Annotated in this window: 24 protein-coding genes and 1 pseudogene; 2 read left to right on the plus strand and 23 right to left on the minus strand. The window is 60.2% G+C overall.

What is annotated here, in order from left to right; translation table 11 throughout:
- Positions 1-122: 122 nt before the first annotated feature.
- From ACIK7D_RS06405 to sppA, 23 genes and pseudogenes are all read right to left on the minus strand, one after another.
- A complete protein-coding gene (locus tag ACIK7D_RS06405; protein WP_080818054.1) occupies positions 123-1,268 on the minus strand; it encodes a hemolysin family protein in 1,146 nt (381 codons plus the stop codon).
- A 15-nt stretch (positions 1,269-1,283) separates the two neighbouring features.
- Positions 1,284-1,790, minus strand: coding sequence for an rRNA maturation RNase YbeY (gene ybeY, locus ACIK7D_RS06410; RefSeq protein WP_137002804.1), 507 nt, complete (start codon positions 1,788-1,790; stop codon positions 1,284-1,286).
- Positions 1,791-1,800: 10 nt separating this feature from the next.
- A complete protein-coding gene (locus ACIK7D_RS06415; RefSeq protein ID WP_400155879.1) occupies positions 1,801-2,856 on the minus strand; it encodes a PhoH family protein in 1,056 nt (351 codons plus the stop codon).
- A 40-nt stretch (positions 2,857-2,896) separates the two neighbouring features.
- Entirely contained in the window at positions 2,897-4,336 is a 1,440-nt protein-coding gene (gene miaB / locus ACIK7D_RS06420; RefSeq protein WP_400155880.1) for a tRNA (N6-isopentenyl adenosine(37)-C2)-methylthiotransferase MiaB, read from the minus strand.
- 65 nt (positions 4,337-4,401) lie between these two features.
- The gene (locus ACIK7D_RS06425) at positions 4,402-5,196 is read right to left on the minus strand and encodes a 1-acyl-sn-glycerol-3-phosphate acyltransferase (RefSeq protein WP_080818058.1); all 795 of its coding nucleotides are present in this window, start codon (positions 5,194-5,196) and stop codon (positions 4,402-4,404) included.
- Between the two features lie 30 nt (positions 5,197-5,226).
- The gene (locus tag ACIK7D_RS06430) at positions 5,227-5,655 is read right to left on the minus strand and encodes a Fur family transcriptional regulator (RefSeq protein ID WP_003503749.1); all 429 of its coding nucleotides are present in this window, start codon (positions 5,653-5,655) and stop codon (positions 5,227-5,229) included.
- A gap of 64 nt (positions 5,656-5,719) precedes the next feature.
- Positions 5,720-6,214, minus strand: coding sequence for a GNAT family N-acetyltransferase (locus tag ACIK7D_RS06435; protein WP_127756773.1), 495 nt, complete (start codon positions 6,212-6,214; stop codon positions 5,720-5,722).
- Positions 6,215-6,265: 51 nt separating this feature from the next.
- The gene (tsaB, locus tag ACIK7D_RS06440; protein ID WP_400155881.1) at positions 6,266-6,934 is read right to left on the minus strand and encodes a tRNA (adenosine(37)-N6)-threonylcarbamoyltransferase complex dimerization subunit type 1 TsaB; all 669 of its coding nucleotides are present in this window, start codon (positions 6,932-6,934) and stop codon (positions 6,266-6,268) included.
- Between the two features lie 19 nt (positions 6,935-6,953).
- Positions 6,954-7,517: a NifU family protein gene (locus ACIK7D_RS06445; RefSeq protein ID WP_400155882.1), complete on the minus strand. Its 564-nt coding sequence runs from the start codon at positions 7,515-7,517 to the stop codon at positions 6,954-6,956.
- Between the two features lie 144 nt (positions 7,518-7,661).
- Positions 7,662-8,153 carry a universal stress protein gene (locus ACIK7D_RS06450; protein ID WP_003503758.1) on the minus strand — a complete coding sequence of 164 codons (492 nt, stop codon included), beginning with the start codon at positions 8,151-8,153 and terminating at the stop codon, positions 7,662-7,664.
- A gap of 114 nt (positions 8,154-8,267) precedes the next feature.
- Positions 8,268-9,332, minus strand: coding sequence for a tryptophan--tRNA ligase (gene trpS, locus ACIK7D_RS06455; protein ID WP_080818064.1), 1,065 nt, complete (start codon positions 9,330-9,332; stop codon positions 8,268-8,270).
- Positions 9,333-9,435: 103 nt separating this feature from the next.
- Positions 9,436-9,839: pseudogene (locus ACIK7D_RS06460) on the minus strand (VOC family protein).
- Entirely contained in the window at positions 9,839-11,428 is a 1,590-nt protein-coding gene (murJ, locus tag ACIK7D_RS06465) for a murein biosynthesis integral membrane protein MurJ (RefSeq protein WP_400155883.1), read from the minus strand. Before murJ ends, ACIK7D_RS06460 begins: the two are co-directional and overlap by 1 nt.
- 4 nt (positions 11,429-11,432) lie before the next feature.
- Positions 11,433-14,261 carry a [protein-PII] uridylyltransferase gene (locus ACIK7D_RS06470; RefSeq protein WP_400155884.1) on the minus strand — a complete coding sequence of 943 codons (2,829 nt, stop codon included), beginning with the start codon at positions 14,259-14,261 and terminating at the stop codon, positions 11,433-11,435.
- 96 nt (positions 14,262-14,357) lie between these two features.
- The gene (mutS, locus tag ACIK7D_RS06475) at positions 14,358-17,072 is read right to left on the minus strand and encodes a DNA mismatch repair protein MutS (protein WP_170985781.1); all 2,715 of its coding nucleotides are present in this window, start codon (positions 17,070-17,072) and stop codon (positions 14,358-14,360) included.
- 126 nt (positions 17,073-17,198) lie between these two features.
- Entirely contained in the window at positions 17,199-18,080 is an 882-nt protein-coding gene (locus ACIK7D_RS06480) for a GNAT family N-acetyltransferase (protein ID WP_003520073.1), read from the minus strand.
- 94 nt (positions 18,081-18,174) lie between these two features.
- Positions 18,175-20,421 (minus strand): hybrid sensor histidine kinase/response regulator, encoded by a 2,247-nt coding sequence (locus ACIK7D_RS06485; protein ID WP_400155885.1) that lies wholly within the window; start codon positions 20,419-20,421, stop codon positions 18,175-18,177.
- A gap of 55 nt (positions 20,422-20,476) precedes the next feature.
- Positions 20,477-20,965, minus strand: coding sequence for a signal peptidase II (lspA, locus tag ACIK7D_RS06490; protein WP_400155886.1), 489 nt, complete (start codon positions 20,963-20,965; stop codon positions 20,477-20,479).
- The gene (locus ACIK7D_RS06495; RefSeq protein ID WP_400155887.1) at positions 20,965-21,825 is read right to left on the minus strand and encodes a TrmH family RNA methyltransferase; all 861 of its coding nucleotides are present in this window, start codon (positions 21,823-21,825) and stop codon (positions 20,965-20,967) included. Before ACIK7D_RS06495 ends, lspA begins: the two co-directional genes overlap by 1 nt.
- Complete coding sequence (locus tag ACIK7D_RS06500; RefSeq protein ID WP_400155888.1) at positions 21,822-22,955, minus strand: class I SAM-dependent methyltransferase; 1,134 nt, start codon at positions 22,953-22,955, stop codon at positions 21,822-21,824. Before ACIK7D_RS06500 ends, ACIK7D_RS06495 begins: the two co-directional genes overlap by 4 nt.
- A 92-nt stretch (positions 22,956-23,047) precedes the next feature.
- Positions 23,048-23,389 carry a LapA family protein gene (locus ACIK7D_RS06505; protein ID WP_003520079.1) on the minus strand — a complete coding sequence of 114 codons (342 nt, stop codon included), beginning with the start codon at positions 23,387-23,389 and terminating at the stop codon, positions 23,048-23,050.
- Positions 23,390-23,453: 64 nt separating this feature from the next.
- A complete protein-coding gene (locus ACIK7D_RS06510) occupies positions 23,454-23,780 on the minus strand; it encodes an integration host factor subunit beta (protein ID WP_219256707.1) in 327 nt (108 codons plus the stop codon).
- A gap of 2 nt (positions 23,781-23,782) precedes the next feature.
- Positions 23,783-24,736, minus strand: a complete 954-nt coding sequence (sppA, locus tag ACIK7D_RS06515) for a signal peptide peptidase SppA (RefSeq protein WP_080818837.1) — start codon at positions 24,734-24,736, stop codon at positions 23,783-23,785.
- Between the two features lie 234 nt (positions 24,737-24,970).
- On the opposite strand from sppA, the gene lptC reads away from it, so the two are divergent.
- Positions 24,971-25,636 carry an LPS export ABC transporter periplasmic protein LptC gene (gene lptC / locus ACIK7D_RS06520; protein ID WP_059759327.1) on the plus strand — a complete coding sequence of 222 codons (666 nt, stop codon included), beginning with the start codon at positions 24,971-24,973 and terminating at the stop codon, positions 25,634-25,636.
- 13 nt (positions 25,637-25,649) lie between these two features.
- Positions 25,650-26,213, plus strand: coding sequence for an LptA/OstA family protein (locus ACIK7D_RS06525; RefSeq protein ID WP_003503784.1), 564 nt, complete (start codon positions 25,650-25,652; stop codon positions 26,211-26,213).
- Positions 26,214-26,218 lie beyond the last annotated feature (5 nt).

Below are 26,218 nucleotides of genomic sequence, written 5' to 3' on the forward strand. Positions count from 1 at the left end.
CACAGGAGGCATGGCGACCGAAGCGCCACTTGTTCTTTTCGACGCCGAACACGGGCATTCATACCTGTCGGATTGATTTGTCGAAAGGTGGAAGCGACGGGGAAAAACCCCGTCGACCTTTCTTAATCGGCGTTCTGCTGGTGCGTGATAAGGCGAACATCCGGCGCAGGCAGCGCAATCACCTCATTGGCGCCCGCTTCGCCCGGGGCGCGATCATCCTCACCTTCGGAGCCATGATCCCGGACGATACGAACGCCCTTGATGCGCCTGCTATCCGCATCGAGAATCTGGAACTCGAAACCGGGCACGGCCCGGACCACCTCGCCCTTGGCCGGAATGCGGCCGAGCGCGAAGAAGATGAGACCGCCGAGCGTATCGATTTCCTCCAGATGTTCACGAACATCGAATTCCGGCCCGATCACCTCGGCAAGTTCGGTGAGTTCCGCGCGTGCATCCGCGACAAGCACATCGGCGGAAAGACGCGAAAACATCGCCTCGTCCTTGTCATGCTCGTCGTCGATGTCACCCACGACCATCTCAACGATATCTTCGTGGCTGACGAGACCATCGGTGCCGCCATATTCATCGATCACCAGCGCAAGCTGAGTTCTCTGGGCCTGCATCGTCTTCAAAAGGTCGGACGCGAGCATCGAGGGCGGTGCGAAAAGAATTTTGCGCACCAGCCCGGCAGCGGCGACCGTCTGCTCCAGATCGACACGTGCCAGGTCGAAATTCGGCCGCGGTGAACGAGGCGCCTTCACCTCACCGTAAGCGACGCTTCGCGAACCGGCCCGGCGTTTATTGCGGGCCTGCTTGGCGACATAGGCCAGCAGATCGCGAATGTGGATCATGCCCTTCGGATTATCCAGCGTCTCGTCATAGACCGGCATGCGGGAACGCCCGGTTTCCTCGAAGAGGATCAGCGCATCCCCAATCGTCATATTCTCATCGAGACCGTCGATGTCCACACGCGGGATCATGATATCTTCGACCCGAACCTCGCGGAAACGCAGGATATTGTTCAGCATCGCCCGTTCTTCGGGCGAAAAGGCCGCACCGATTTCGGTGTCGTCCATCAGCGCGTCGGTCAAATCCTCGCGCAGGCGCTCGCCCTGGGATGGTTTCAGCAACCGTGCGATGCGTGACCAGATGGTCGATTTCGGCTTGGCGTTGTAGTCGTGACGTAAGTGACTACTGCCCTCCTCCGAAGAGGACTGCTCGCCGTTTTCTCTGCCCTCATTGGCAGGTCGTGCAGAATGTTCGTTCATGGCTCCAGACAATATTCAAAGCGGTTCCTGACCCGCGTATGGATCAGATAGGCCAAGCACCGCCAAAATGCGAGTCTCAAGCGACTCCATTTCTTCCGCTTCTTCCTCGTCCATGTGGTCATAACCAAATAAATGCAGGAACCCATGAACGAGCAGATGGGTCAGATGATCCCCGAAACTCTTCTCAAGTTCAAGGGCCTCGCGTTCAACCGTCTCGCGCGCGATGACGATATCGCCCAGCATCGGGCCCGGCATTCCGCCCGGCTCCAGCGGAAAAGCGGGGAAAGACAGGACATTGGTCGCCTTGTCCTTGTCGCGCCACTCGGCATTGATTTCCCGAATATTTTCATCGTCGGTAAAGACCAGCGACAGCTCCACCGGCATTTTCGGGAACGGTTGGCCTTCTTCACGCTTCAGAAAATCGACCGCCGCGTCCAACACCTTGGTAGCAAAGGCCAGCAGATCCTCTTCCGAGGACCAACCTTCGGCCTCGACGCTGATTTGAATATCCAGAGCTGTCATTGTCTTTACGTCAGTTGCCCTTCACAAGGCTTTCATCCGGCACCGCCGTGTGGGATTCATACGCCCGGACAATGCGCGCCACCATCGGATGACGCACGACGTCGACATCCTTGAAGCGCACGACCGACACGCCTTCCACATCGCCAAGGATTTGCAGTGCCTCGACAAGACCGGATTTCACGCCGCGCGGCAAATCCACCTGGCTCGGGTCACCCGTCACGATCATGCGGCCGTTCTCGCCAAGGCGGGTCAGGAACATCTTCATCTGCATGGTCGTGGTGTTCTGGGCTTCGTCGAGAATGACGGCGGCGTTGGCGAGCGTGCGGCCGCGCATGAAGGCCAGCGGCGCGATTTCGATGACGCCCGCCTGAATGGCGCGCTCCACCTTGTCGCCCGGCATCATGTCGTAAAGCGCGTCATAAAGCGGGCGCAGATAAGGATCGACCTTTTCCTTCATGTCGCCCGGCAGAAAGCCCAGACGTTCGCCCGCTTCGACGGCAGGACGCGACAGGATGATGCGGTCAACCGCGCCGCGCTCCAGAAGCTGCGCCGCATGAGCGACGGCAAGATAGGTCTTGCCGGTACCGGCGGGGCCGACGCCGAAAACCAGTTCGGATTGCTCCAGTGCCCGCATGTAGACGTCCTGTGTCGGCGTGCGGGCAGCGATGGTCTTCTTGCGGGTGGAAATCTGCGCCATGGAAATCTTCGCCTTGCGTTCCATCGTCGGCAAGGTCAGCTGGTCGTCCGCGGCCATGGCCATGCGGATCGCGCCTTCCACGTCGGAAACCTCGGCGGTTCCGCCCTTGAGCAGCCGTTCATAAAGGAAATCCAGCGCCCGACGAGCCTGATTGGTGGCAATGACATCGCCGGTGATGGCGACGGAATTGCCGCGCGGGCGAGCGTCGATATTGAGGCGCTGTTCCAGAAGCTTCAGGTTCTGATCGAACTGACCGAATAGCTCTCCCGCTATCCTGTTATTCTCGAACGTGAGGACGAAGTGATTGGCGTCGGTCGCGGCTTGGCGTGGCTGGCGCGATGAATTTGATACCAATTCGTGTGCGTTCAAGCGGTCAGGCTCCTGTCCCAATCAGTGTCGGCTCCTCACTCTAACTCCCTGCCACCTCGGCAAACAAGCTGTTTGGACCCGTTGCGGTGATTCGTACATTAACAATGTCACCGATTTTCAAAGTCTTTGCATCAAGATTCACGGATTGCAGCCACGGAGAGCGACCTATCAACTGCTCAGGCATGCGGCCGGGCTTTTCCAGCAGCACATCCATGGTTTTTCCGACCAGCGATTCCGCAAATTCCTTCTGCTGCCGCAGCAACAGGGCCTGCAATCTTTCCAGCCGCTCGGCCTTCACCTCTTCCGCAACCTGATCGGTGAGATCGGCTCCCGGCGTGCCGGGGCGGGTTGAATATTTGAACGAGAAGGCCTGCGCATATTTCACCGTCTCGACCATCGCCATCGTATCTTCGAAATCGCGATCCGTCTCACCGGGGAAACCGACAATAAAGTCTCCCGACATGGCAATATCAGGGCGGGCGGCGCGGATTTTTTCGACAAGCTGGATATATTCCTCACCCGTATGGCGACGGTTCATCGCTTTCAGAATGCGATCCGACCCGGACTGCACCGGCAGATGCAGATAGGGCATGAGAATACGCAGATCGCGATGCGCGCCGATCAGGCGTTCGTCCATGTCGCGCGGATGGCTGGTGGTGTAGCGAAGCCGTGCAAGGCCCGGAATTTCCGCCAGCCGGTAAAGCAGTTCGGCAAGGCCCCATTTCTCGCCCTTTGGACCTTCGCCCTGCCAGGCATTGACGTTCTGGCCAAGCAGCGTGATCTCGCGCACGCCGGCATCGACGAGCTTCATCGCCTCATCGATGATCTGGCGCACGGGGCGGGAGACTTCCGAACCGCGCGTATAGGGCACGACACAGAAGGTACAGAACTTGTCGCAACCTTCCTGCACCGTCAGAAACGCTGTTACGCCGCGCGTGCGCAGCGTCGCCTTTTCGGCCACAGGCAGATGCTCGAACTTGTCCTCGACCGCATATTCGGTCTCGATGACGCGCTCGCCGCCGCGCACCCGCTTCAGGGCGTCCGGCAGGCGATGATAGGTCTGCGGGCCGATGACGACATCGACGGCGGGCGCACGGCGAAGGATTTCCTCGCCTTCCGCCTGCGCCACGCAGCCGGCAACACCGATCATGAATTCACGGCCCTGCTCTTCGCGCGATTTTTTCATGTCGCGCAGGCGGCCGAGCGCCGAATAGACCTTTTCAGCCGCCTTTTCGCGGATATGACAGGTGTTCAGCAGAACCAGATCCGCCTCGCCCATATCTTCTGTCTGAACGTAACCGTCCTTCGCCAGCGCATCGCTCATACGGACGGAATCGTAGACGTTCATCTGACAGCCGTAGGTCTTGATGAAGACCTTTCTGCTGTTTGCCCCATCGCGCGCGATGGATGCGGGCTGGCTGTTCGAACCCTCGCGGGCGATCATGGGTGGGGCGTCAAGGCCAAGCGTTTCCTGGGTCATGGCGGCTATCTAGTGTTTTTCACGGCCAGATTAAACAGAAAAATGCCGGAAAAGCTACGATCTCGCTATTTCCGCCAGCCGCCGCGCAGGCTGAAGGCCAGCATGGAGCGGATGGAAGCGGCGATATCGGTCGCCAAGCGCTTGCGATTATCCGTGCTGTGAAACGGAACGCTGTCACCGAATGTCACGTCGACATCGATGGCGCCGGCCCTGATGATGCCGAGCAGATGCGGCACCAGCGTGATGCTGCCCGGCCAGGCGGCGATGACGCGATGGTAACGCCCCATGGCCATGCCCTGCACCCTTGTATAGGCGATGGCGACCGGCTGCACATAAACCAGCTTGCCCGGAACCTGTTCAGCGGCGGTGGAGGCCGCACCGAACAGCGAGGATTTGACGGCAAGCATGCGGTTGCCGTCCGAGGTGGTGCCTTCCGGAAACAAAACGACGATCTCGCCATCGGCCATGCGGCTGGCGATCTCGCTCACCTGCGCGCCGGTGCTGCGTTTCTGCTCACGCTGAACGAATATGCTTTTCTGCAGGCGGGCGAGCCAGCCGAATACCGGCCAGTCCCGCACTTCCGTCTTGGCGATGAACACGACGTCGGCAATGCTGCCCAAAACGAGGATGTCCTTCCACGAGGCGTGATTGACCGCCAGCATCAGCGGTTTCGCCCGCTCCACATCGCCATGCACATGCACGCGGATGCCGAGAACATGGCAGGCGATGCGATGCCAGAGGCGCGGAATGCGACGGCGAAGCCGCCAGTCGAAGGCAAGGCCCAGCAGTTGAAGCGGCAGCAAGACGAGCGTGACGATCAGGAGAACGACCGCAATATAGGCTGTCCGCAGCCACATCATGATGGGAAAGACCGCTTGTTCACCGGCGTCTCAGTGTTCGCCGGGCTTCAACGGCACGCCGTAAAGTTCCAGGCGGTGATCCACGAGCTTGAAGCCGTGTTCCCGGGCGATCTTTTCCTGAAGGGCCTCGATCTCGGCCGAATGAAATTCGATGACCACCCCGTTCTTCAGGTCGATCAGGTGATCGTGATGTTCCTCGGGCACGGTCTCGTAGCGCGAACGGCCGTCGCGAAAATCGTGACGCTCGATGATGCCGGCATCCTCGAACAGTTTCACCGTTCTGTAGACGGTGGAAATCGATATGCGCGGATCCACGGCGGAGGAACGGCGGTAAAGCTCCTCGACATCGGGATGGTCGGCTGACTCCTGAAGGACGCGGGCGATGACACGGCGTTGGTCGGTCATCCGCATGCCGCGTTCGGCACAAAGCTCCTCCAGCGTTTTCGAAAGGTCTGTCACGTCTTCTGGCCTTTTGAGAATTCCGGTTTGCGGCTTTCGCCGAAAAAATGCCTGTCGCAGGGAACTAGCGAAGATCGCGACGCATGACAAGCGCCGTCGACTTCGTTCCATCCTTTGCGGTGTAATAGGCCTTGCGTTCCGCGACGGTTTTGAAGCCGAGCTTCCTGTAAAGCCCCAGCGCAGAGGCATTATTATTATCCACCTCAAGAAACATGGTTTCGGCGCCGCGCATCATCGCTTCGCGGATGGCCGACTGCATCAGACGCCAGCCGAGACCGACGCGTGCGAATTTATCGGCCACGGCAACGGTCAGAATTTCCGCCTCGCCCGCCACTTCCCGCGCCAGCACGAAACCACCGAGCGGCTTGCTGAAAAAGGCGTTGGTCTGGCGTGCGACAGCACCGAAAACCGACCCTTGCGTCAAAAGTCCGGAAAACTCCCCGTCGTTCCAAGGGCGCGGAAAGCGCAGCGCATGCAGCTCCGCCACCGCGGCGCAATCCTCATGCTGCATCGGCACGATCTCGAAATAGGGTTTCCAGGTCAGATAGTCGTCAAACATAACAGGAATCGGGCATCACAGGAATCATTGCACATGTCGAGGAATGCCCTATCAGGCAACGCCCTGGCGTGCCAGCGCAAAACCGGTCTGCGGCCGGGCATCCGGCCCGCGCAGATAAAGCGGCGCGGGTTTCGGCTGACCAGCCGGCTTGCGCGCAGCAGCACGCGCGACCGAGGCAATCGGGAAGTGATCCGGTCCCGAACCCGCCTCCAACCCCGCCAAAAGCGGCGCGGCTGAACCGATAACGACGCCATCGAAACCGGTAGTGACCGTTTTGGCGTCGTCCAGAGACAGAAGCGCGGCATCGCGCAGCGGCGATCCATCCGCACCGAATGTCTGGAGATGGGCTTCGCCGCGTTTGGCATCCAGCCCGACGGCCACGGGCCGGCCGGGATTTGCAAGCAGATGATGAAGCGCCAGCGTTTCAAGCGTGGTGACGCCCACGGCCTCGACGCCGAGCGACAGGGCAAAGCCGCGCGCGGCGGCAACCCCGACACGGATACCGGTGAAAGACCCCGGCCCGATGGTCACGGCGATGCGCCCGACATTCTGGAGCGACAGTTGCGCCTGCCCCAGAGCACCGTCGATCACCGCCATCAACCTTTCGGCATGGCCCTTGCCGATCGTTTCGCATACCTCGCCGAGCACCCTGTCGGAGGCGCTGTCATAAACGCAGGCGGAACAATCCACACCTGAGGTGTCGAGTGCGAGAACAATCATGATGGCCTGGCTTGCGCTTTTATACCGCTTCGACTTCGCGCACTTCCGGCACGAAATGGCGAAGCAGATTCTGAACGCCATGCTTCAGCGTGGCGGTGGAGGACGGGCAACCCGAGCAGGCGCCCTTCATGTTCAGGAACACCGTGCCATCGCGGAAACCGCGGAAGGTGATGTCGCCGCCATCCTGCGCCACGGCGGGGCGGACGCGGGTTTCCAGCAGTTCCTTGATGGTGGCGACGATGGTTTCGTCACCCTCTTCGAAGAACTCACCTTCCTCATCCGAGACTTCGGCAGCGATTGCCGTGCCCATGATCGGGCGGCCGGACATGAAATGTTCCATGATGGAGCCCAGAATGGCGGGCTTCAGATGCTGCCATTCCGCGCCGTCCTTGGTGACGGTGATGAAATCGAAACCGAAATAAACGCCGGTCACGCCGGGAATGGTGAAGAGGCGTTCCGCCAGTGGCGAAGCCTGCGCCTGCGACGGGCTGAGAAACTCAACTGTCCCGCTTTCCAGCACCACCTTGCCCGGCAGGAACTTCAGCGTCGTCGGGTTCGGCGTGGCTTCCGTCTGAATGAACATCGTCTGTCTCCTTCGAGGTCGCCGTTCACGCCCCGCAATTTAGAATTCTTCCAAAAATACGCCCGGCGAAGCTGCACTTCAAGCCCTGACATGATAATTACATTCAAGAAATCGTCAGCCCCTAAATCTTGTCCGGAACCCGGATCAGCAGAGCGCGTCGATTTCCTCGTCCGACAGCGTATCCGGCAGCACGGTGACGGGAATGGGAAAGGCTGCCCCGCGTCCGGCGATGGAAGAAACAAGCGGTCCCGGCCCTTCCTTCGTCGAGCCTGCTGCCAGAACGAGAATCGCGATATCGCGGTCTTCCTCGATCAGCCCGTGAATCTGCTCGGTGGCGCTGCCTTCGCGAATGACCGCTTCCGGCTCGATGCCGATGGTCTCGCGCACCTTCTGGGCGATTTTGGCAAGCGTGGCTTCCGCCTCCTCACGCGCCTCGGCCCGCATGATCTGTTCGACACCCAGCCATTGCTGGAAATCGCCTTCCGGGATCATGTAGAGCAGCACCAGCCCGCCATTGGAGTTCTTGGCGCGACGACCGGCATAGTGCACGGCCCTCTCGCATTCCGGTGTGTCATCGATAACTGCAAGAAATTTGCGACGATGCCCTTCCAGACGCGACAGCCGTTTTGAAACCATTCTGCACTCCCTAGGTCCGCCGTGATCCGTAAAACCGCCCGACGGTTCGGGCGGAGATTATATCAAATCACGGCACGCGCAAACCGCCCGCCGCATTCGCGCAGCAGCGACCTGTCAGCGCAGGAAGCCGATGATGTCGCGCACCTCGTTCATCGTCTTTTCGGCGATGGCACGCGCCCGCTCGCCACCCTGTTTGAGGATGGCGTCAATATGGGTCGGGTCATCGAGAAGGCGGCGCATCTCATTGTTGACGGGAGCCAGCACATTGACCGCAAGCTCGACGAGGGCCGGCTTGAAGGCCGAGAACTGCTGTCCGCCGAATTCGGAAAGAACATCCGCCTTGGTCCTGTCGGACAGCGCGGCATAGATGCCGACGAGGTTTTCGGCCTCGGGGCGACCCTTCAGGCCTTCCACTTCGCTCGGCAGCGCATCCGGATCGGTCTTCGCCTTCTTGATCTTCTTCGAGATCGCGTCGACATCATCCATCAGGTTGATGCGCGACAGATCGGAGGGATCGGACTTCGACATCTTCTTGGTGCCGTCCTTGAGCGACATCACGCGCGGCGCCGGACCGCCGATCAGCGGCTCCACCATCGGGAAATAGGCGTGCACCGGCTCATCGCCCACGGTGATATCGAGCCCGAGGCCCGCCTTGCGGATATGATCGCCGAAATCGATATTGAATTTCTGGGCGATATCGCGGGCAAGTTCCAGGTGCTGCTTCTGGTCGTCACCGACGGGAACATGCGTGGCGCGATAGACGAGAATGTCGGCGGCCATCAGGCTCGGATAGGCGAGCAGGCCGAGCGAGACCTGCTCGGCATTCTTGCCGGACTTGTCCTTGAACTGCGTCATGCGTTCCATCCAGCCGATGCGCGCCACGCAGTTGAACACCCATGCGAGTTCCGCATGCTGAGGCACGGCCGACTGGTTGAAGACGATATGTTTTACGGGATCGATGCCCGAGGCGATGAAGGCGGCCGCAATCGAGCGGGTCTGCGCCTTCAGGTCCGAGTGAACGAGCTGGGCGGTGATGGCATGCATATCGACGACGCAATAGATGCAGTCGTTATCTTCCTGCAGCGCCACGAATTTGCGGATGGCGCCGAGATAATTACCGAGATGCAGATTGCCGGTCGGCTGGACGCCCGAGAAAACCAGCGGCTTGAATGCGTTCATTGTCGTCCTCGAAAAGGCTTGTGGAGGGCCCCGCCCCATGGTTGGAATTGCACGCGCGCTTATGCACCCGCAGCCCCCGGCAATCAAGCGGTTTCAGGGCCTGTCAGCCGCGCGGTTCCAGAAGATCCCAACGATTTCCATAAGGATCGGCAAAGACCGCAACGGAGCCGTAAACCTCGTGGCGCGGTTCTTCCAGAAAGCGCACGCCGCGGGCGAGCATGGTCTCATAATCGCGCTGGAAATTATCGGTATGCAGGAAAAACCCGACACGCCGCCGGTCTGGTTACCGATGGCAAGCCTCTGCTGTTCACCGTCCGCCTCGGCAAGCAGCAGGCCGCCGCCCTCGACGCCTTGCGGCTTCACCACCAGCCACCGCTTGCCGTCGCCAAGCGGCTGATCGGAAAGGCATTCGAACCCGAGAACGTCGCAATAAAACGCCTTCGCCCGATCGTAATCATCCACGACAAGCGTGACGATCGCGATGCGGCGGTTCTCGGCGAAGGACATCAGCCCGCCTCCGTCTCGATGTTCTTCTTGCCGCGCTTGCGGATGGCTCGTTTGACCATGCCGATATCGGCACCGCCGGAAACGAAAGCGAGCCCGAAATAAACCAGCATGGCCGCAAAAACGAGAGCCATGATGGTGCCGGCCCGCACGAGAATGGACGAGGCGGAAGACAGTTCGAAAGTCAGCCAGGTCAGCGCATAGTGCACGAAACCGGCCATCAAGGCCGCTGCCAGCAGCAAACGCGGAATGCGGGTGAGCAGCGGAATATCCACATGCCAGTGTCCACGCCACAAAAGCATGCCGAACAGCAGGGCGGCATTGACCCAGCCGGCAGTGATTTCGGCAATGGCGATGCCCGGACCGCCAAGGCGCGGGAAGAGCGTCAGCGCCAGGGAGACGTTCACGACGACGGAAATCGCCGCGAAGATCATCGGCGTGCGCGTATCCTCACGGGCGAAGAAGCCGGGAATGAAGGCCTTGATCAGCACAAAAGCGGGCAGACCAAGACCATAGATGCCGAGGATTTGCGCGACGGTGATCGTGGCCGAAGGCGAGAAATTGCCGCGCTCGTAAAGAAAACGAACGATGGGTTCCGCCATGACGAGAAGTGCTGCGGCAGCGGGCAATGTCAGGAACAGTACGAATTCCACCGAGCGGTTCTGCAGGCTTCCCGCCTCCACCATATGCCCGCCGCGCAACGCCCGCGCCAGCTCCGGCAAAAGCACGGTGGCCACCGCGATGCCCACGACGCCGAGCGGCAGCTGGTAGATCCGGTCCGCATAGGCGAGCGAGGAGATTACGCCTTCGCCGGCAGATGCGATATTGGTGTTGATCAAAAGATTGATCTGGGTGATGCCGCCGGTGATGGCCGCCGGCAGGGCAAGGACCAGAAGGCGCTGCACATTCTTCGTCAGACGGGGCCTGCGGAAACCGATGCGCATGCCGGCATTGCGCACGGCGATCCAGACGATGGCGAGCTGCACCAGGCCTGCCGCCATGACGCCCCAGGAGAGCGCATAACCCACCTGAAGCGGATCGTAATTCTTCCACCATGCCAAAGCGAGCACGCCGATGAGGATGATGTTGAGGAATACGGGCGCGATTGCCGCTGCGAAATAACGATGCAGCGAGTTCAGCATGCCGCCCATCATCGCCGCCAGAGACATGCAGGCGAGATAGGGAAACATGATGGTGGCGAGATGGACGGTGTTTTCGAACTTCACCGGGTCTTCCAGAAAGCCCGGCGCGATCACCGTGCGCACGATGAACGGCATCGACAGTTCCATCAGGATCGTCAGGGCCAAAAGCACGGTGAAGAGAACGCCGAAGACCTCTTCGGAAAAGCGCCTTGCGCCCTCCATGCCGTTCGCCTCGATTTCCTTGGCGAAGAGCGGCACGAAAGCCGAGTTGAACGCGCCTTCGGCAAAAAGTCGCCGGAAGGTGTTCGGAAAACGGAAAGCGGCATTGAAGGCATCGGCCACCGGGCCGGTGCCGACGGCGGCTGCCATCAGGGTTTCCCGCAGAAAGCCGAAGATGCGGCTGCCGAGCGTGGCGGTGCCGACGGTGGCGAACTTGCCGATCAGGCTCATAATCTCAAGCCTTTGCCGTGCGCGCGGCCGGCAGGGCCGCCACGTCTGGGTGGGCGATGATGCCGTTGGGCATACGGTCTCGCAATTCGTCTTCCTGCTCGCTCATCACCGCCTTCAGGCGCGTGGCGATGCTGGCCTGCCGGTTGTCATTCGTCACCTTCTGGCCGAAGAGGTCGGTCACATAGAAGGTATCGATGACCTTTTCACCGAAGGTGGTGATGCGGGCGGAGTGAATATCGAGCGACAGATCGGCGATGACGGCCGTCATGTCAGCCAGAAGGCCCGGCCGGTCAAGGCATTCCACTTCGATGACGGTGAATTTGTTCGACAGCCCGTTGGAGATGATGACCGAGGGCGGAATGGTGAAGGCGCTCTTCTTCTTGCGGCTTTTGGTGCGTGTGGCGATCATTTCCGGCAGGCGCTGCTTGCCGGAGAGAACTTCCTCGATCAGCTTGCCGACATTGTTGCCGCGCCGCGTCTCGTCCTCATCGATCGGAAATTCGCGGTTGATGAGGATCGTATCCAGCGCCCGCCCATCGGACGTCGTGAAGATTTGCGCATCGGCGATATTGGCGCCGGCGGCCGCACAGGCGCCGGTGATGATGGACAGCAGACGCGGATGGTCCGGCGCCAGCACGGTAATTTCGGTGATGGCATGGAAGGAATGGGTGCGCACCATGGTCGACAGCGCTTTTTCCTGCTTGTCGGCCTCGCGGATGAAGCGGGTGTGGCGCACCTGGTCTTCCAGCGCCACCGTCAGCAGATAAGGTTCATAGTGCAGCTTGGTATATTTGCGCCGCGCCTTCTGGCCCCAGTCTTCGAGGGCGTCGTAAAGCGCCTGCCGGGCGATCTGCGCACGCTCCTTGCGGGAGACCTCCGAGAAGCCGCCCGACAGCAGCAGTTCGGTCTCGTAATAGAGCGAACGCAGCAGCTGCCCCTTCCAGCCGTTCCAGACGCCCGGACCGACGGCGCGGATATCGCAGACCGTCAGGATGAGCAGCATCTTCAGCCGCTCCATGGATTGCACCTTGTCGGCGAAGTCGGTGATCGTCTTGCGGTCGTGCAGATCACGCGTCTGGGCAACCATGGACATCAGAAGATGCTGCTCGATCAGCCAGACGACGGTTTCGGTCTGCTTGCCGGTGAGACGAAAACGCTGGCAGAGCTTGCGGGCGACACGCGCGCCGGCAATCGAGTGGTCTTCCTGGCGACCCTTCGCCACATCGTGCAACAGAACGGCGACATAAAGCGCCTCGCGTTCCTCGACGCTCGGCATCAGCTGGTTGGCGAGCGGGTGGGCATCGACAGCCGTTCCCTTGTCCACTTCCGAGAGCACGCCAACGGAGCGGATCAGATGCTCATCCACCGTATAGTGATGATACATGTTGAACTGCATCATCGCGACGATCTTGCCAAATTCGGGGATGAACTTGCCGAGCACGCCTGCTTCGTTCATGCGGCGCAGGGTCAGCGCCGGATCGCGCCGAGACGTCAGAATCGACAGGAAAAGCCGGTTTGCCTCTTCGTTCTCCCGCAGCTCGTCATTGATGAGCGAAAGCGAACGCGTGACGACACGCAGCGCATCGGGATGCAGTTCCAGATTGTTGATATCGGCAATGTGGAACAGCCGGATCAGATTGACCGGGTCGTTCTTGAAGACATCCGGCTTGGCGAGCGCGATGCGGCCACGATCCTCGACGAATTCCACCGAGCCGGGAATCTTGCGCACACGGTGGGCGAAGCGGCTGAGGACGCCGGAAAGGCCAGGCACATCCTTCGCCTGCCGGTCTTCAAGTGCGGCGCAGACGATGCGGGTCAGGTCACCCACATCTTTCGCCACGAGGAAATAATGCTTCATGAAGCGTTCGACGGCGGAAAGGCCCGGGCGCGGCTGGTAGTTCAACGCATCGGCGATCTCGCGCTGAATGTCGAAGGAAAGTCGCTCTTCCGCCTTGCCGGTGATGAAATGCATCTGGCAGCGGACGGCCCAGAGAAAATCATCGGCCTTTTCGAACAGCCGGAGTTCAGGCCGTGACAGGACACCGAGCTTCACCAGATCGGCCGTATCGCGGACATGGTAATAATATTTGGCGATCCAGAACAGCGTGTGCAGGTCGCGCAACCCGCCCTTGCCTTCCTTGACGTTCGGCTCCACCAGATAACGCGTATCGCCCGCCTTGCGGTGGCGCTGGTCGCGCTCGGCCAGCTTTGCGGCGATGAATTCCGGGCCGGTGCCGGTGACGACTTCCGACTCGAAGCGTTTTTCGAGATCGTCGGTCAGGGATTTTTTACCGCAGATCGCCCGCACTTCCAGAATGGCGGTGCGGATCGTCATATCGGATTTGGAGAGGCGGATGCACTCATCCACCGTGCGGGTGGCGTGGCCGACCTTGAAACCGAGATCCCAGAGGAGATAGAGCACGAACTCCACGGCCTTGTGCATGTCCGGCGTATTCTTGGCCGGCAGCAGGAACAGGAGGTCGATGTCCGATCCAGGCGCGAGCGTGCCACGACCATAACCGCCGACGGCAGCGACCGCTATCTGCGGTGTATCTTTCGGGTAGACATATTGGCAGGCGAGATCATAGAGGATTTCAATCAGGCGATCCTGAAGCCAGGAGATGCGTCTGGCGCAGTCGATGCCGCTGCCATCGGCTTTCAGCAGTTCCCTGGCCATTTCCCGGCCTTCCGTGCTGGCCTTTCGAAAGATCGGCAGCAGATCGGAGCGAATATCGGCAATGCGTTTGCCGTCTTCCTTGAAGATGATGTCGCATTCGCGCTTCAGCGCCGATACATCGAGAATGTCGGAAAAATCCAGGTCCTTGATGGCCATCTATGCCGGTATCCATGTCCTGTGGGAAATCCCACCACTTGCGATGGGAGTGTCCTATAGCGAGTTTTAAAGGCGATGGACAGGCAATCTATCCCCTCAAGCCTTGCCAAGTTCTTTCTTCAACGCATAGAGCGCGTCCAATGCCTCACGCGGCGTCATTTCGTCGGGGTTGAAGCCTTTCAGAGCTTCCTCCAGCTTCGACGGTCCGGCCTTGCGGGTTTCCTCGCGGCGAACCGCTATCTGGAACAGCGGCAGGTCGTCGATCAGCTGGCTCGCCGGGTTCTTGCGGTCGGCATCTTCGAGCTTCGTCAGCACCTCGCGGGCGCGCTCCACCACCGAGGCAGGCAGGCCCGCAAGCCGCGCCACCTGAATACCGTAGGAACGATCCGCAGCGCCCGGTCCGACTTCGTGCAGGAAGATGACGTCACCTTCCCACTCCTTCACCCGCATCGTGGCATTGGAAAGGCGGCCGAGTTTTTCCGACAGCACGGTCAATTCGTGGAAATGGGTGGCGAAGAGACCACGGCAACGATTGACCTCGTGCAGATGCTCCACCGCCGCCCAGGCGATGGAAAGACCGTCAAAGGTCGCCGTGCCACGGCCGATCTCGTCCAGAATGACCAGCGAACGATCCGTCGCCTGATTGAGAATGGCGGCGGTTTCCACCATTTCCACCATGAAGGTCGAGCGGCCGCGCGCCAGATCGTCCGATGCGCCGACACGGGAAAACAGCCGGTCGACGACACCGATATGGGCGGCTTCCGCCGGAACGAAGGAGCCGATCTGCGCGAGGATGGCGATCAGCGCATTCTGGCGCAGGAAGGTCGATTTACCGCCCATATTGGGGCCGGTGAGCAACCAGATCGCGCCGTTCTTGCCGCCATTGACGGCCGACAGATCGCAGTTGTTGGCGATGAAGGGTCCGGCCGACTGCCGCCGCAGCGCCTGCTCCACCACCGGATGCCTCCCCCCTTTGATCGCAAAGGTCATGGAAGCATCGACGATCGGTCGGCAATAGGCCTGTTCGGTGGCGAGATAGGCAAGGCTCGAGGCGACATCGATCACCGCCAGCGCCAGCGCGCCGGCCTTTATCGCTTCCGCCTGCTGCACCACAGCCTTGACCATGCGCTCGAAGGCTTCCAGTTCCATGGTCAAAGCCTGCGCGGCGGCATTGGCGATGCGGCTTTCGAGATCGGCAAGCTCGGTGGTGGTGAAGCGCATGGCGCCCGCCATGGTCTGACGGTGGATAAAGCGCGCCTTGGCCTCGTCCGTCGCCGTCATCACATCGGCATTGCCAGCTGTCACCTCGATGAAATAACCCAGCACATTGTTGTGCTTGATCTTGAGCGACTTGATGCCGGTCTCATCGGCATATTTCAGTTGCAGCCCGGCAATCACCCGGCGTGACTGGTCGCGCAGCGCCCGCACCTCGTCGAGTTCGGGATTGGCGCCTTCTCGCAGGAAACCGCCATCACGCTTCAGAAGCGGCAGATCGTCGGCAAGCATCGAGCCGAGCATGGCTTCGAGACCGCCGGGCAAGGCTTTCAAATCCGCGAGCGCCGCCGCCAGCTCATCCGGCAACAATCCCTGATCCAGAATCGCGGCGATGCTTTCGGCCGAAGCCAGCCCCTGCCTGATGGCACCGAGATCGCGCGGGCCGCCGCGCTCCAGCGCAAGGCGGGAGAGCGCACGCGGCATATCGGCAACCTGTTTCAGAGCATCACGCAGGCCATCACACAGCGAGACGTCATCGATGAGATAGGCCACGGCATCGAGGCGGGCGTTGATCTTTTCCGGGTCGGTCAGGGGCGACATCAGTCGCTCGGCCAGAAGCCGCGCACCACCGCCTGTTACCGTGCGGTTCAGGGCGTGCAGCAGCGATCCGTCTCTTTCACCGGACAGCGTCTTCACCAGCTCCAGATTGGCGCGGGTGGCGGGGTCGATGAAAAGTGTGGAGGCGGCACTTTCGCGCTCCGGTGCGCCAAGCGGCGGGCGCTCGGCGATCTGGGTCTTTTCGACATAGGCGACGGCTGCGGCGGCGGCCGCCATTTCCACCCGCGAAAAGGTGCCGAAACCATCCAGTGTCGAGACGTTGAAATAACGGGCGATGCGCCCTTCCGCCGTGGCGCTGTCGAAGAGGATCGCCGGCTGCGGCACCGCCACGCGGCCAAGCACATCGAAGACCGGCCGCAGTTCCTCGTCATGGAACAGGCTGTCGGCGACGATCAGTTCGCGCGGATCGATGCGCCAGATATCGGCGAGCAGCCGCGTCAGCGTGGTTTCCGCCAGACGGAAAACGCCGGTGGAAATATCGATCCAGGCGAGCGCAAACTGCGCCTCGGCACTGCCGCGAATGCGGGCAAGCGCCATCAGATAGTTGGATTCCGTCGGCGACAGCAGTTTTTCCTCGGTCAGCGTGCCGGGCGTGACAAGCCGCACCACATCACGCTTGACCACGGATTTCGATCCGCGCTTCTTGGCTTCCGCCGGATCTTCCACCTGTTCGCAGACGGCGACGCGATAACCGCGCAGGATGAGTTTCTGGAGATAATCATCTGCCGCATGGACGGGAACGCCGCACATGGGGATATCGTGCCCCATATGCTGGCCGCGTTTCGTCAGCGTGATGCCGAGAGCACGGGAAGCCTCAACCGCATCGTCGAAGAACAATTCGTAAAAATCGCCCATGCGGTAGAACAGCAGCGAACCGGGATTGTTCGCCTTGATCTCGATATATTGCTCCATCATCGGAGTGGCCGTCGCGCGGCTCTCTTCCGAGATCAGGGAAGCGGTTGTCAGAACGTCCGTCAATGGCCTGCCGATGTCATATCGTGTTGCGGAAAAGGAGCGCCGACACTAGCGGCAATCTCCACCTCAACACAACACGCGCGGGACGCTGCCCACAGGAACATCCCGCGCGGCTGCGCCAAAACCCGGTCAGCCGTTGATGCGCTCGGCCTCGCCGCCGTAATAGCTGATATAGCGACCGGCGATGGACGAAACCGGCAGGACCACGAGGACGTCTGTGGTGTTGAAGGCATGGTCCACGACCGCGCCGGAGCCGAACATGGCGCCGAGGCGCATATAGCCCTTGATCAGCGGCGGCATGGCGTTCAGCGCCTTGCGGGCGTTCAGCGCTTCGGCCGGGACGAGATCCATCTCATGGTAAAGCTCAGGAAGGGCGGAAGCTTCCCACTCGCCCTTGGCCACGCAATTATGGTGCAGGAAAGACAGGGCAAGCGCGTGGGCTTCAGGCTGCACGCCGGGGAAGGAGGCGCAGCCGATCATCGCGTCCATGCGATGTTTCACGGCATAGGCCCAGTTGCCCTGCCACAGAAGCTCAACGGTGCGCTTGGTGCGATATTCGGGCAGCACGCAGGAACGGCCAAGCTCCATGAAGCGCTTGCCCGGATGGCGCGCAACGAGACCGGCGATGTCGAATTCGCTGGCGGAATAAAAACCGTTATTGGCAAGCGCGATTTCCTGCCGCAGCAGGCGATAGGTGCCGACGATCTGGTCTTCGCTGTCGCCTTCGATCGCCTTGTCGAGCACGAGCAGATGGTCGCAGACGCTGTCCCAGGCATCGATGTCGCGCTTGCGGCGCATGGCTTCCGCGGGAAGCCTCGCCTTCATTTCCTCGACGAAAACCCGGTAACGCACGGATTGCGCGGCATCGATCTCGCGTTCATTTCTGGCGAGCCGTGTTTCCAGCGTGCCGATACGGCCGAAAAGACCCTCATTGTCCTGAGCTGCCTCGGGACGAGGATTAATGACAACATTGTTTTCACAAATGTCGTGATTGAGGATTTCGGCAACCATGGGGAATCGCTCCGCCACCAAAGAATTTTCCTGTCATAAATCACTAATTGACGACAGAATAGTGACAAAATGCCGCCAGCGCGAGTCTGTCAAGTTATGATAGCGACAGGCGTTTCGCCTCCAGCAGACGGCGAATTTCCTCAACCAGCCGTCGCGGGTCGGCAGGCTTGGTCAAAACCGCACCGACACCGGCCCCAAGCAGGATTTCGGCGGTTGCGTCACTCGCATCTGCGCTGAGCACGATGACGGGAATATTTCTTTCGCCCTTCAGCATATGGAGAAGGTCGGGAAGCACATCGAGCCCCTCGCCGCCCGGCATGTTGAGATCGGAGACGATGAGGTCAGGCAAGCGGGATGCGCCCGGCTCCACAGATTGCCGCAACGCCTCAAAGTCCTCGACAGCGCGGACGATATAGCCGCTTTTTTCCAGAACGGCGCGGATGATGCGCTGATTGACGGCATCGTCTTCGGCCACGAGTATCTCGATACCGCTCGCCCCTTCCGCCACCCGCGAGGAAAATCCCACATCCGGGTGGTTGTCGTTGATGGCGTCGCGTCGCTCAATGCCGCGCAGACGGCCGCACAGGACGTCGATCAGGGATTTTTCCCGCAATGGCCGGATCAACCAGGCGTCGAAGGCCACATGCATGGTCGACGGCCGCTCTTCGGGGCTGACCAGCAGCGTGCGGCGGACATTCTGTTGCGGCCAATCCTTCAGGGCGTCCCTGAAAAGCGGCGAAATGCGCCGGTCGACGATGATATCGGTAAGGTCGGCCGCTCGCGTGGCAGAACCCCTCCTCAGCTTTTCCAGATCTTCAGGCTGATGGATGAGAGTGCATTGACCGCCGAAAGCCTCGATCGCCTCCATCGTCACCGCCGCCGCCACGCCCTTCGGTGCGATGAGCAGGACATTTGTATGCCGCAGACAATGACGCCTTGCCGGATCCGCCATTTCGGCCGGGGCGCCCGCCGGGCGAAATGCCAGTTTGAAAGTGCTGCCCTTGCCCTTGCGGCTCGAAACCGTGAGGCGGCCGCCGAATTCCCGCACGATACGGGCGGAGATCGCAAGCCCAAGGCCCGTGCCGGCGCTTCGCTGCGACAACGGGCCCGCCTGCTCGAATTCCCCGAAAATACGGGCCTGCTCCGCCCGGCTCATGCCCGGGCCGGTATCCTCGACGGCAATGTGCAATTCGTCGTCGGCCATGCGCGCCCGGATGACGACGCCGCCTTCCTGCGTGAATTTGACGGCATTGCCGAGGAGATTGAAGAGGACCTGACGTAGCCTCGCCGGGTCGAAATCGAGATGATCGGGCACATTCGGCGCAACGAAGGAGGTAATTTCTATGCCTTTTTCATGGGCGCGATGGGCCAGCATCTCCACGATGCTCTCGATCAGCCGGCGCAGGTTTTCCGCGCGCGGATTGAGCCTGAAGCGGCCGGCCTCCATGGTCGAATAATCCAGCAGATCCTCGACAAGCTGCACCAGCGACTGGCCGGACTGCCGCATGCCATCGAGATAATTTCGCTGCTCCTCGTTGAGCCTCGTCTGCGACAGAAGATGGTTCATGCCCAGCATACCGGAAAGCGGCAGGCGGATTTCATGGCTTACCGTGGCAAGCAGCCGCGCCTTTTCGGCATCGGCCTTTTCGGCGCGCTGCCGGGCGTCTTCCCTTTCGGCCAGCGCAAGCCGCTCCTCGGTCACATCCCGGGCAATGCTGCTGATGAGAAGACGGCTGCTTACCAGATCGCGGGTCACGACATCATGCCAGGAAAAGATGCGCTGACCGAACGGGGTCGCGATCTCCACATCATAGGCATGGACCTTTTCGCCCGGACGGAAAGCGATGCCGATTTCCTCGCAGCTCAGCCCTTCGGGCGCCGCACAGCCGGTCATTTCACGAAAGACGCGGTTCGCCTCGACAATGCGCCGGTTCATGTCGCGGATCACGACGATATCGCCCATGGATTCCTGCATTTCGGCAATCAGCGAGCGGTTTTGCGTTTGCCGCAGCCGAAGATCGGAATCTGCAGCCCGCACGGTGGGCTGATGGAAAGATTCATCAAAGAGTGCATAGAGCAGGACACCGACGAGCACGGCGCCAAAGAAGGTCGCCAGCGCAACGGTAACCGCATAGGGCACAGCAAGCGCGATCAGGGCTGCGGAAAAAGCCCCGACCGATAACGACGCGGCGACATAGAGCGCAATTGACCTGGTATCGGTCGCATGTTCTTCATCCGCATGGTGCGTTGTTGTCTCGACACGATCCGCCGGCTGCGCCGCCGTGGCGGCCAGGCCCAGCTCATCTGAAACTTTTTGCCGAAGTCTTGCCAGTTCGCTCATAGGCAACCGCTACCACGGCAGCGGTTTTGATATGTTTGGCTGAAACCCTAAAATTTTACTTTTTAGCCGTCCGGGCGTGCAAAAACTCGTCGAGGATGACGCAGGCTGCGCCGATGGTTATGAAACTGTCAGCCAGATTGAAGACCGCGAAAGACCATGTCTGCGTATGAAACAGGATATAGTCGATGACATGTCCATAAAAAAAACGGTCGAGCAGATTGCCGGCTGCACCCGCGATGATGAAGGCAAAACCGAGATGGGCAAAGGTGCGGTCCGCCGCCGTCTTGCGCCACAGCCACAAGACGAAGACGACGATGATGAGCCGCATGCTGACAATGAACCAGCCATGCATATCCTCCAGCATCGAAAAGGCCACGCCGAGATTATAGGTGCGATAAAGCGCCAGGAACGGGGCAACGGGAACCATCTCCCGCAACGGCAGATAGGCTTCGACCAACTGCTTGACGATCTGGTCCAGCACCAGTGCGGCGACGATCAGCGCGAAAGCCGGGCCGAATTTCGAGAACAAAGCCGCTTTGGCCATTACGTCACCGGTGCGAGTTCGAGGAGATGTCGCCGTGCTTCAAACAGCATGACGGCGGTTGCGATGGCGAGATTGAGGCTGTCGGCGCGGCCCTGCTGGGGAATGCGCGCGAGCTGGTCGGCCTTGCCGGCGAGTTCCGGCGGCAGGCCGGATTGCTCATTGCCCATCAGGAGCACGACCGGCCTTCCGGCATAGTCGATCTTCCGATAATCCACCGAGCCGGCGAGATGGGTGGCGACAACGCTGACCTGCGCCGATTTTTTCCAGGCCAGGAATTCCTCGACCGACGCGCGGGCGACGGGGGTGGCGAAGACCGAACCCATGGTGGCGCGCACTGTTTCCAGCGAAAACGGATCGGTGCAGTCGCCGACAAGAATGACGCCCGAAGCACCCGCCGCATCCGCCGTGCGGATGATGGTGCCGAGATTGCCGGGATCGCGAACCCGGTCGAGCGCGATATAGGTCTCGCCCTTTTCCGGGCGGATATCCTTCAGCGGCTTCCATTTCTGCTCGAAAATGCCGACGACCATCTGCGGATTGTCGCGGCGGGTGATCGAGGCGATAACTTTTTCGCTGACTTCGAGCACCAGTCCGCCCGATGCGACCGTCTTCACCGCCGCCTGCTCCACCAGCGACTTGCCCTTGGCGGCCTTTGCGTAAACCAGTGTCTTGATCGTCCAGCCGAGTTCGAGCGCGTCGATGACCAGCTTCAGGCCTTCCGCCATGAAGGTGCCGGTCTCTTCCCTGCCCTTTTTCTGGGTGAGCGCCTTGATATCCTTGATGATGGGATTGGCAAGGCTGGTCACTTCCTTGACCTGGCCAACCCGGCGCGTGGTGTTTTCGCGCATATCTTTCGTCATTTCGGCTCCCAGCGGCTGAACAGCGATGTGGAAAGCACGCGGCCCGGCGTCTTGCCATCAAGCCCGGCCTCGCGAATGACGAGTTCGCCGGACGCGACGACACCACCGGCGCCGCGCATGGTTTCACGCATCAGTTCATGCATCGAATAGAAGCTGGCCCTGATCGAATAGGCCGTCAGCACAAGGCCAAGCGCCTTGGGCGACAGGATTTCCCGGCAGATATCCAGCATCAGCGGCAGATGGTCGAATAATTGCCAGACTTCGCCATGGGTGCCTCGGCCGAATTTCGGCGGATCGGTGAGGATGATATCGTAGGTGCTGCCGCGGCGTTCCTCACGCTGAATGAACTTCATCGCGTCTTCGCAGATCCAGCGGATGGGCGCCTGCTCGAGCCCGGCGAGCGCCTGATTTTCCTTGGCCCAGCCAATCGCCTTCTTGGAGGCATCGACATGGGTGACTTCAGCGCCTGCGGCCGCCGCGACCAGCGACGCGACGCCGGTGTACCCGAAGAGGTTCAGCACTTTCAGCGGACGGTCGGCCGTTTCGATGGCATGTTTCAGCCATTCCCAATGCACGATCTGTTCCGGAAAGACGCCGACGTGACGAAAGGCCGTGAAGCGGCCGAGAAATTCGATGCCGAGCAGGGAAAGGGGCCAGGTTTCGCCGAGCGCCACCTTCGGAAAGCGCCAGCGGCCCATGCCGTCTTCATCGGTATCGCCGGTAAAGACGGCGTCGGCATTCTGCCATACACGGTCGGGAACCGACGGTTGCCACAGCGCCTGCGCCTCGGGACGGACGACGCGATATTCGCCGTATTGTTCGAGCTTCAGGCCGTTACCGCTGTCGATCAGGTGAAAATCGCCAGCACCGCTCGATTCCAGAATAACCGGAACCTGTTCAGCGGGACGGTCGCCGGTGCGGGGCTTGAGCGGTCGCGCAGGCACCTGCTCAACGGCTGTCGCCGGAGTAACCTTTTCCCTCGGCGCAGGTTTTGGCGCGCTGCGGACAGCGTCCGGCTCGCGCTTTTTCGGTGCCACTTCCGCCCGTCGTGCCGGCTTTGCGGCATGAACCTGTTTTTTCTCGCTCCCGGCACGTGCACGATTGCCCGGCCGACTGTCTTTTTTCTTCAATGGAAATCTTTCCGCTTCTGCCCGCGTCTTATGGCGCAGCAAATAGCATTCCACGCGCCGCTCGCCTAGAGCCGGAACGAATGTCGGCTACATCACTTTGCGGGGAGTTGTCCGGCATTTGGAAGATGGCCTGTCGCAGCGGCTTTCTGCCGGTTCGCTTCGTCATGCCAGCGAACGGCTTCCTTCGCCTCGATGCGGGCGCGTTTGCGATGTTTGCCCTGGGCGAACCATGTGGCCGCCGATCCCAGCAGCACACCGAAAATGACCGCCAGAAACAGGAATACGAAAAACGGCGCGGTGAAGGACAGAACGCCATCTTCCGGTCGGAACGGATTGAGCGCCAGCGTCACGGACTGGCGGTTGGCCACGCACAGGATGACGAGGATAATCGCCAGCGGAAGCAGGATGATGAGGTTGATGATTTTTTTCGACATCCGAGAATACTCCATCGCTGCGGGGCTCCGCTAGCTCCGTTTCCGGCGCGGGCAGTGAGGACGATCAATCGTCCTCTTCGTCACCCATGCCGGGGTTCAGGCGCTCGCGCAGTTCCTTGCCCGTCTTGAAGAAAGGCACCCATTTTTCCTCGACGAAAACCGATTCACCCGTGCGCGGGTTCCTACCGGAACGCGACGGACGGTTTTTCACCGAAAATGCGCCGAAACCACGAAGCTCGACACGATTTCCTGCCGCCAGGGCGTCGGTGATTTCATCCAGCACCGCATTGACGATGTTTTCCACGTCACGGTGATAAAGGTGCGGGTTACGCGCAGCAACGATCTGCACCAGTTCAGACTTGATCACGGTTGCCCCCTGAAAGAATTGGATTTTTAACGCGGCTCAACCTGCCAAACGGAAACAAGACCGTCAAGAAACAACTTGTCCGTACCGAGCTGGCCGGGGCCTGCGAAGGGAATTAAATCGTCATATCCCAGAAACTTCGCTATTTGCGCAACACTGAAAAGCGCAAAAGGCGAACGGGATGACGGCGCGCGCCATTCGACGATCGGCAGATCCTTGGCAACACCGCGTGTTTCGAAATAGCTGCGAATTTCCTTTTCGCCGCCCAGGGTATCAACCAGCTTGTTGGCGAGCGCCTGCCTGCCGGTGAAAATCGATCCATCCGCCAGTTTCAGCACGTCTTCGCGCGGCAGCTTGCGACGATCGGCCACAAGGTCGACGAACCAGCCATAGCTGTCCATCACCATCGCGCGGATCATCGTCTTCGCTTCTTCCGGCGCCTCGTGGAACGGCGAAGGCTCCGCCTTCATCGGCGACGACTTGATTTCCTGCAGCGAAACGCCGAGCTTTTCCATCAACGGGCCAAGCTGGGGATACTGGAAGATCACGCCGATCGAGCCGGTGATCGAGGTCTCGCCGGCAACGATGACATCGCCTGCCGATGCGATCATATAACCTGCGGAAGCGGCGAGCGTGCGCACATCCGAGACGACCGGCTTCTTTTCCGCGACGCCTCGAATGGCCTTGAAGATGCGCTCACCGCCATAGGTGGTGCCGCCTGGCGAGGAAATCGACACGATCAGCCCTTTGACATTCTCGCTCTTGGCGATCTTGTCGAGCCGCTCGAGAAGTTCGGTATTGTCGGTGATCAGGCCGGAAACCTCGACGCGGGCAATATGGGGCTTCGCACTTTGTTGCGGTCCATCCCATAAGAACCGGTAAAGACCGAAAGCGCCGGCGACAAGCAGGAGAACGGCGGCAATCCGCCAGAAAGTCAGCTTGCGGCGCAACCGCCTGCGATCCGCTATCGCCATATTATCCATAAAAACCTCTGTCATCCGGTTTTGCGCTTCAGGCCATATGGTTCTTCTAACGCGAAGCCGCAAGGAAACAATAAGGAAACCAGAATTACGATAAAATTCGCATTTCCCTTGCACCTCTCCAGACAAAAACCATATTGGCAGGACAAAGCACTCATGCCAAAGACATTTAGATAGAGACACAAGCTTCGATTGTGCGCCAGAATGGCGCCCTAGAAGCATTCCGGACCCACTCTTATGCTCGAAAGACTCCGCGAACCCGCGCCAGCATTTTCGCTGCCCAATGACCAGAACGGCGCTTATGACACCGCGCTGCGGCATTCTGCGCGCGTGAAGCGGCTGAAAATCATTCTGCCGCTCGGCGCGGCAATCATTTCGCTCGCCTTCATCGCTGTTTCGGTTATCCGCACCTGGGCGCCCGACGAGGTTTCTCTTGAGAGCGCACGAATTGAAGACGGCAAGATCGTGATGGAAAAACCCGCTGTTGCCGGCCGCAACGAGAAGGGGATCGATTATTCCATGAACGCCGACCGTGCGTTGCAGGACATCGCCAACCCCAATCTCATGACGCTTGAGAAGGTTCTGGCGGCAGTGCCGGTAAACGACAGCGTCGCGCAGGTGATCGCCCAGGAAGGCATTTTCGACCGGGCGACCAACAAGCTGAAGATGACCGCCCCTTTTGACATCAATCTCAGCAATGGCATACAAGCGAAGTTCCAGTCTGCGGATGTCGATCTGAAGGCCGGGAAAATGAGCAGCCAGGAGCCGGTTTCGATCAAAACAAACGACGGCTCGATTGTTGCGCAATCGATTGACATCGCCGATAATGGCAAGACAATTACATTTTCGGGGCAGGTACGGGCACGTATCGCTGCATCCAATATCAAGAATGAAGGCAAGTGAGAGCCCGGTCCAGATGATGCAAATTTCCCGTCCCGTTTCCCTTGGCAAATCCGCCGGCCTTGCAGCCGCAGGCCTTGTCTTTTCGTGTCTTGCAACTGTGGCTTTCGCCCAGAACACCACCAGCAACATGCAGGGCGTCAAGCTTTCCGGCGACCAGCCGATCGCGATTGAAAGCGACCAGCTCGAGATTCGCGATCAGGAGCGCAAGGCCTATTTCACCGGCAATGTGAAAGTGGTGCAGGGAACGACCACCCTTCAGGCCGGCAAGATGACCGTGAATTACAAGGGCGAGGGTTCTTCGCTCACCAGCGGTGACGCCAATATCGAAAAAATCTTCGTCGACAATAATGTCTATCTGACGTCCGAGACCCAGAAGGCGACGGCCGATCACGGCGAATTCGACATGGCGGCGCAGACCTTCATTCTGACCGGCAAGCAGGTCGTGCTGTCCGAAGGCACGAATGTCTTCACGGGCTGCAAGCTCACCGTCCTGATGAATACAGGACAGGCCAAGCTGGAAAGCTGCGGCGGCCCTGTCCGGATCATGCTCGATCCGAAATCGCAGAAAAAACAGTAGTCTTT

It is taken from the genome of Agrobacterium sp. P15N1-A (assembly GCF_044626815.1).
In the GTDB taxonomy this organism is placed as follows: Bacteria; Pseudomonadota; Alphaproteobacteria; order Rhizobiales; family Rhizobiaceae; genus Agrobacterium; species Agrobacterium leguminum.

Bases quoted from the DNA above. Each gene is read 5' to 3' on its own strand.
- ACIK7D_RS06405 (WP_080818054.1), bottom strand. From the start codon at position 1,268: ATGAACGAACATTCTGCACGACCTGCCAATGAGGGCAGAGAAAACGGC.
- ybeY (WP_137002804.1), bottom strand. From the start codon at position 1,790: ATGACAGCTCTGGATATTCAAATCAGCGTCGAGGCCGAAGGTTGGTCC.
- miaB (WP_400155880.1), bottom strand. From the start codon at position 4,336: ATGACCCAGGAAACGCTTGGCCTTGACGCCCCACCCATGATCGCCCGC.
- ACIK7D_RS06425 (WP_080818058.1), bottom strand. From the start codon at position 5,196: ATGATGTGGCTGCGGACAGCCTATATTGCGGTCGTTCTCCTGATCGTC.
- ACIK7D_RS06435 (WP_127756773.1), bottom strand. From the start codon at position 6,214: ATGTTTGACGACTATCTGACCTGGAAACCCTATTTCGAGATCGTGCCG.
- tsaB (WP_400155881.1), bottom strand. From the start codon at position 6,934: ATGATTGTTCTCGCACTCGACACCTCAGGTGTGGATTGTTCCGCCTGC.
- ACIK7D_RS06445 (WP_400155882.1), bottom strand. From the start codon at position 7,517: ATGTTCATTCAGACGGAAGCCACGCCGAACCCGACGACGCTGAAGTTC.
- ACIK7D_RS06450 (WP_003503758.1), bottom strand. From the start codon at position 8,153: ATGGTTTCAAAACGGCTGTCGCGTCTGGAAGGGCATCGTCGCAAATTT.
- trpS (WP_080818064.1), bottom strand. From the start codon at position 9,332: ATGAACGCATTCAAGCCGCTGGTTTTCTCGGGCGTCCAGCCGACCGGC.
- murJ (WP_400155883.1), bottom strand. From the start codon at position 11,428: ATGAGCCTGATCGGCAAGTTCGCCACCGTCGGCACCGCCACGCTCGGC.
- ACIK7D_RS06470 (WP_400155884.1), bottom strand. From the start codon at position 14,261: ATGGCCATCAAGGACCTGGATTTTTCCGACATTCTCGATGTATCGGCG.
- ACIK7D_RS06480 (WP_003520073.1), bottom strand. From the start codon at position 18,080: ATGGTTGCCGAAATCCTCAATCACGACATTTGTGAAAACAATGTTGTC.
- ACIK7D_RS06485 (WP_400155885.1), bottom strand. From the start codon at position 20,421: ATGAGCGAACTGGCAAGACTTCGGCAAAAAGTTTCAGATGAGCTGGGC.
- lspA (WP_400155886.1), bottom strand. From the start codon at position 20,965: ATGGCCAAAGCGGCTTTGTTCTCGAAATTCGGCCCGGCTTTCGCGCTG.
- ACIK7D_RS06495 (WP_400155887.1), bottom strand. From the start codon at position 21,825: ATGACGAAAGATATGCGCGAAAACACCACGCGCCGGGTTGGCCAGGTC.
- ACIK7D_RS06505 (WP_003520079.1), bottom strand. From the start codon at position 23,389: ATGTCGAAAAAAATCATCAACCTCATCATCCTGCTTCCGCTGGCGATT.
- sppA (WP_080818837.1), bottom strand. From the start codon at position 24,736: ATGGATAATATGGCGATAGCGGATCGCAGGCGGTTGCGCCGCAAGCTG.
- lptC (WP_059759327.1), top strand. From the start codon at position 24,971: ATGCTCGAAAGACTCCGCGAACCCGCGCCAGCATTTTCGCTGCCCAAT.
- ACIK7D_RS06525 (WP_003503784.1), top strand. From the start codon at position 25,650: ATGATGCAAATTTCCCGTCCCGTTTCCCTTGGCAAATCCGCCGGCCTT.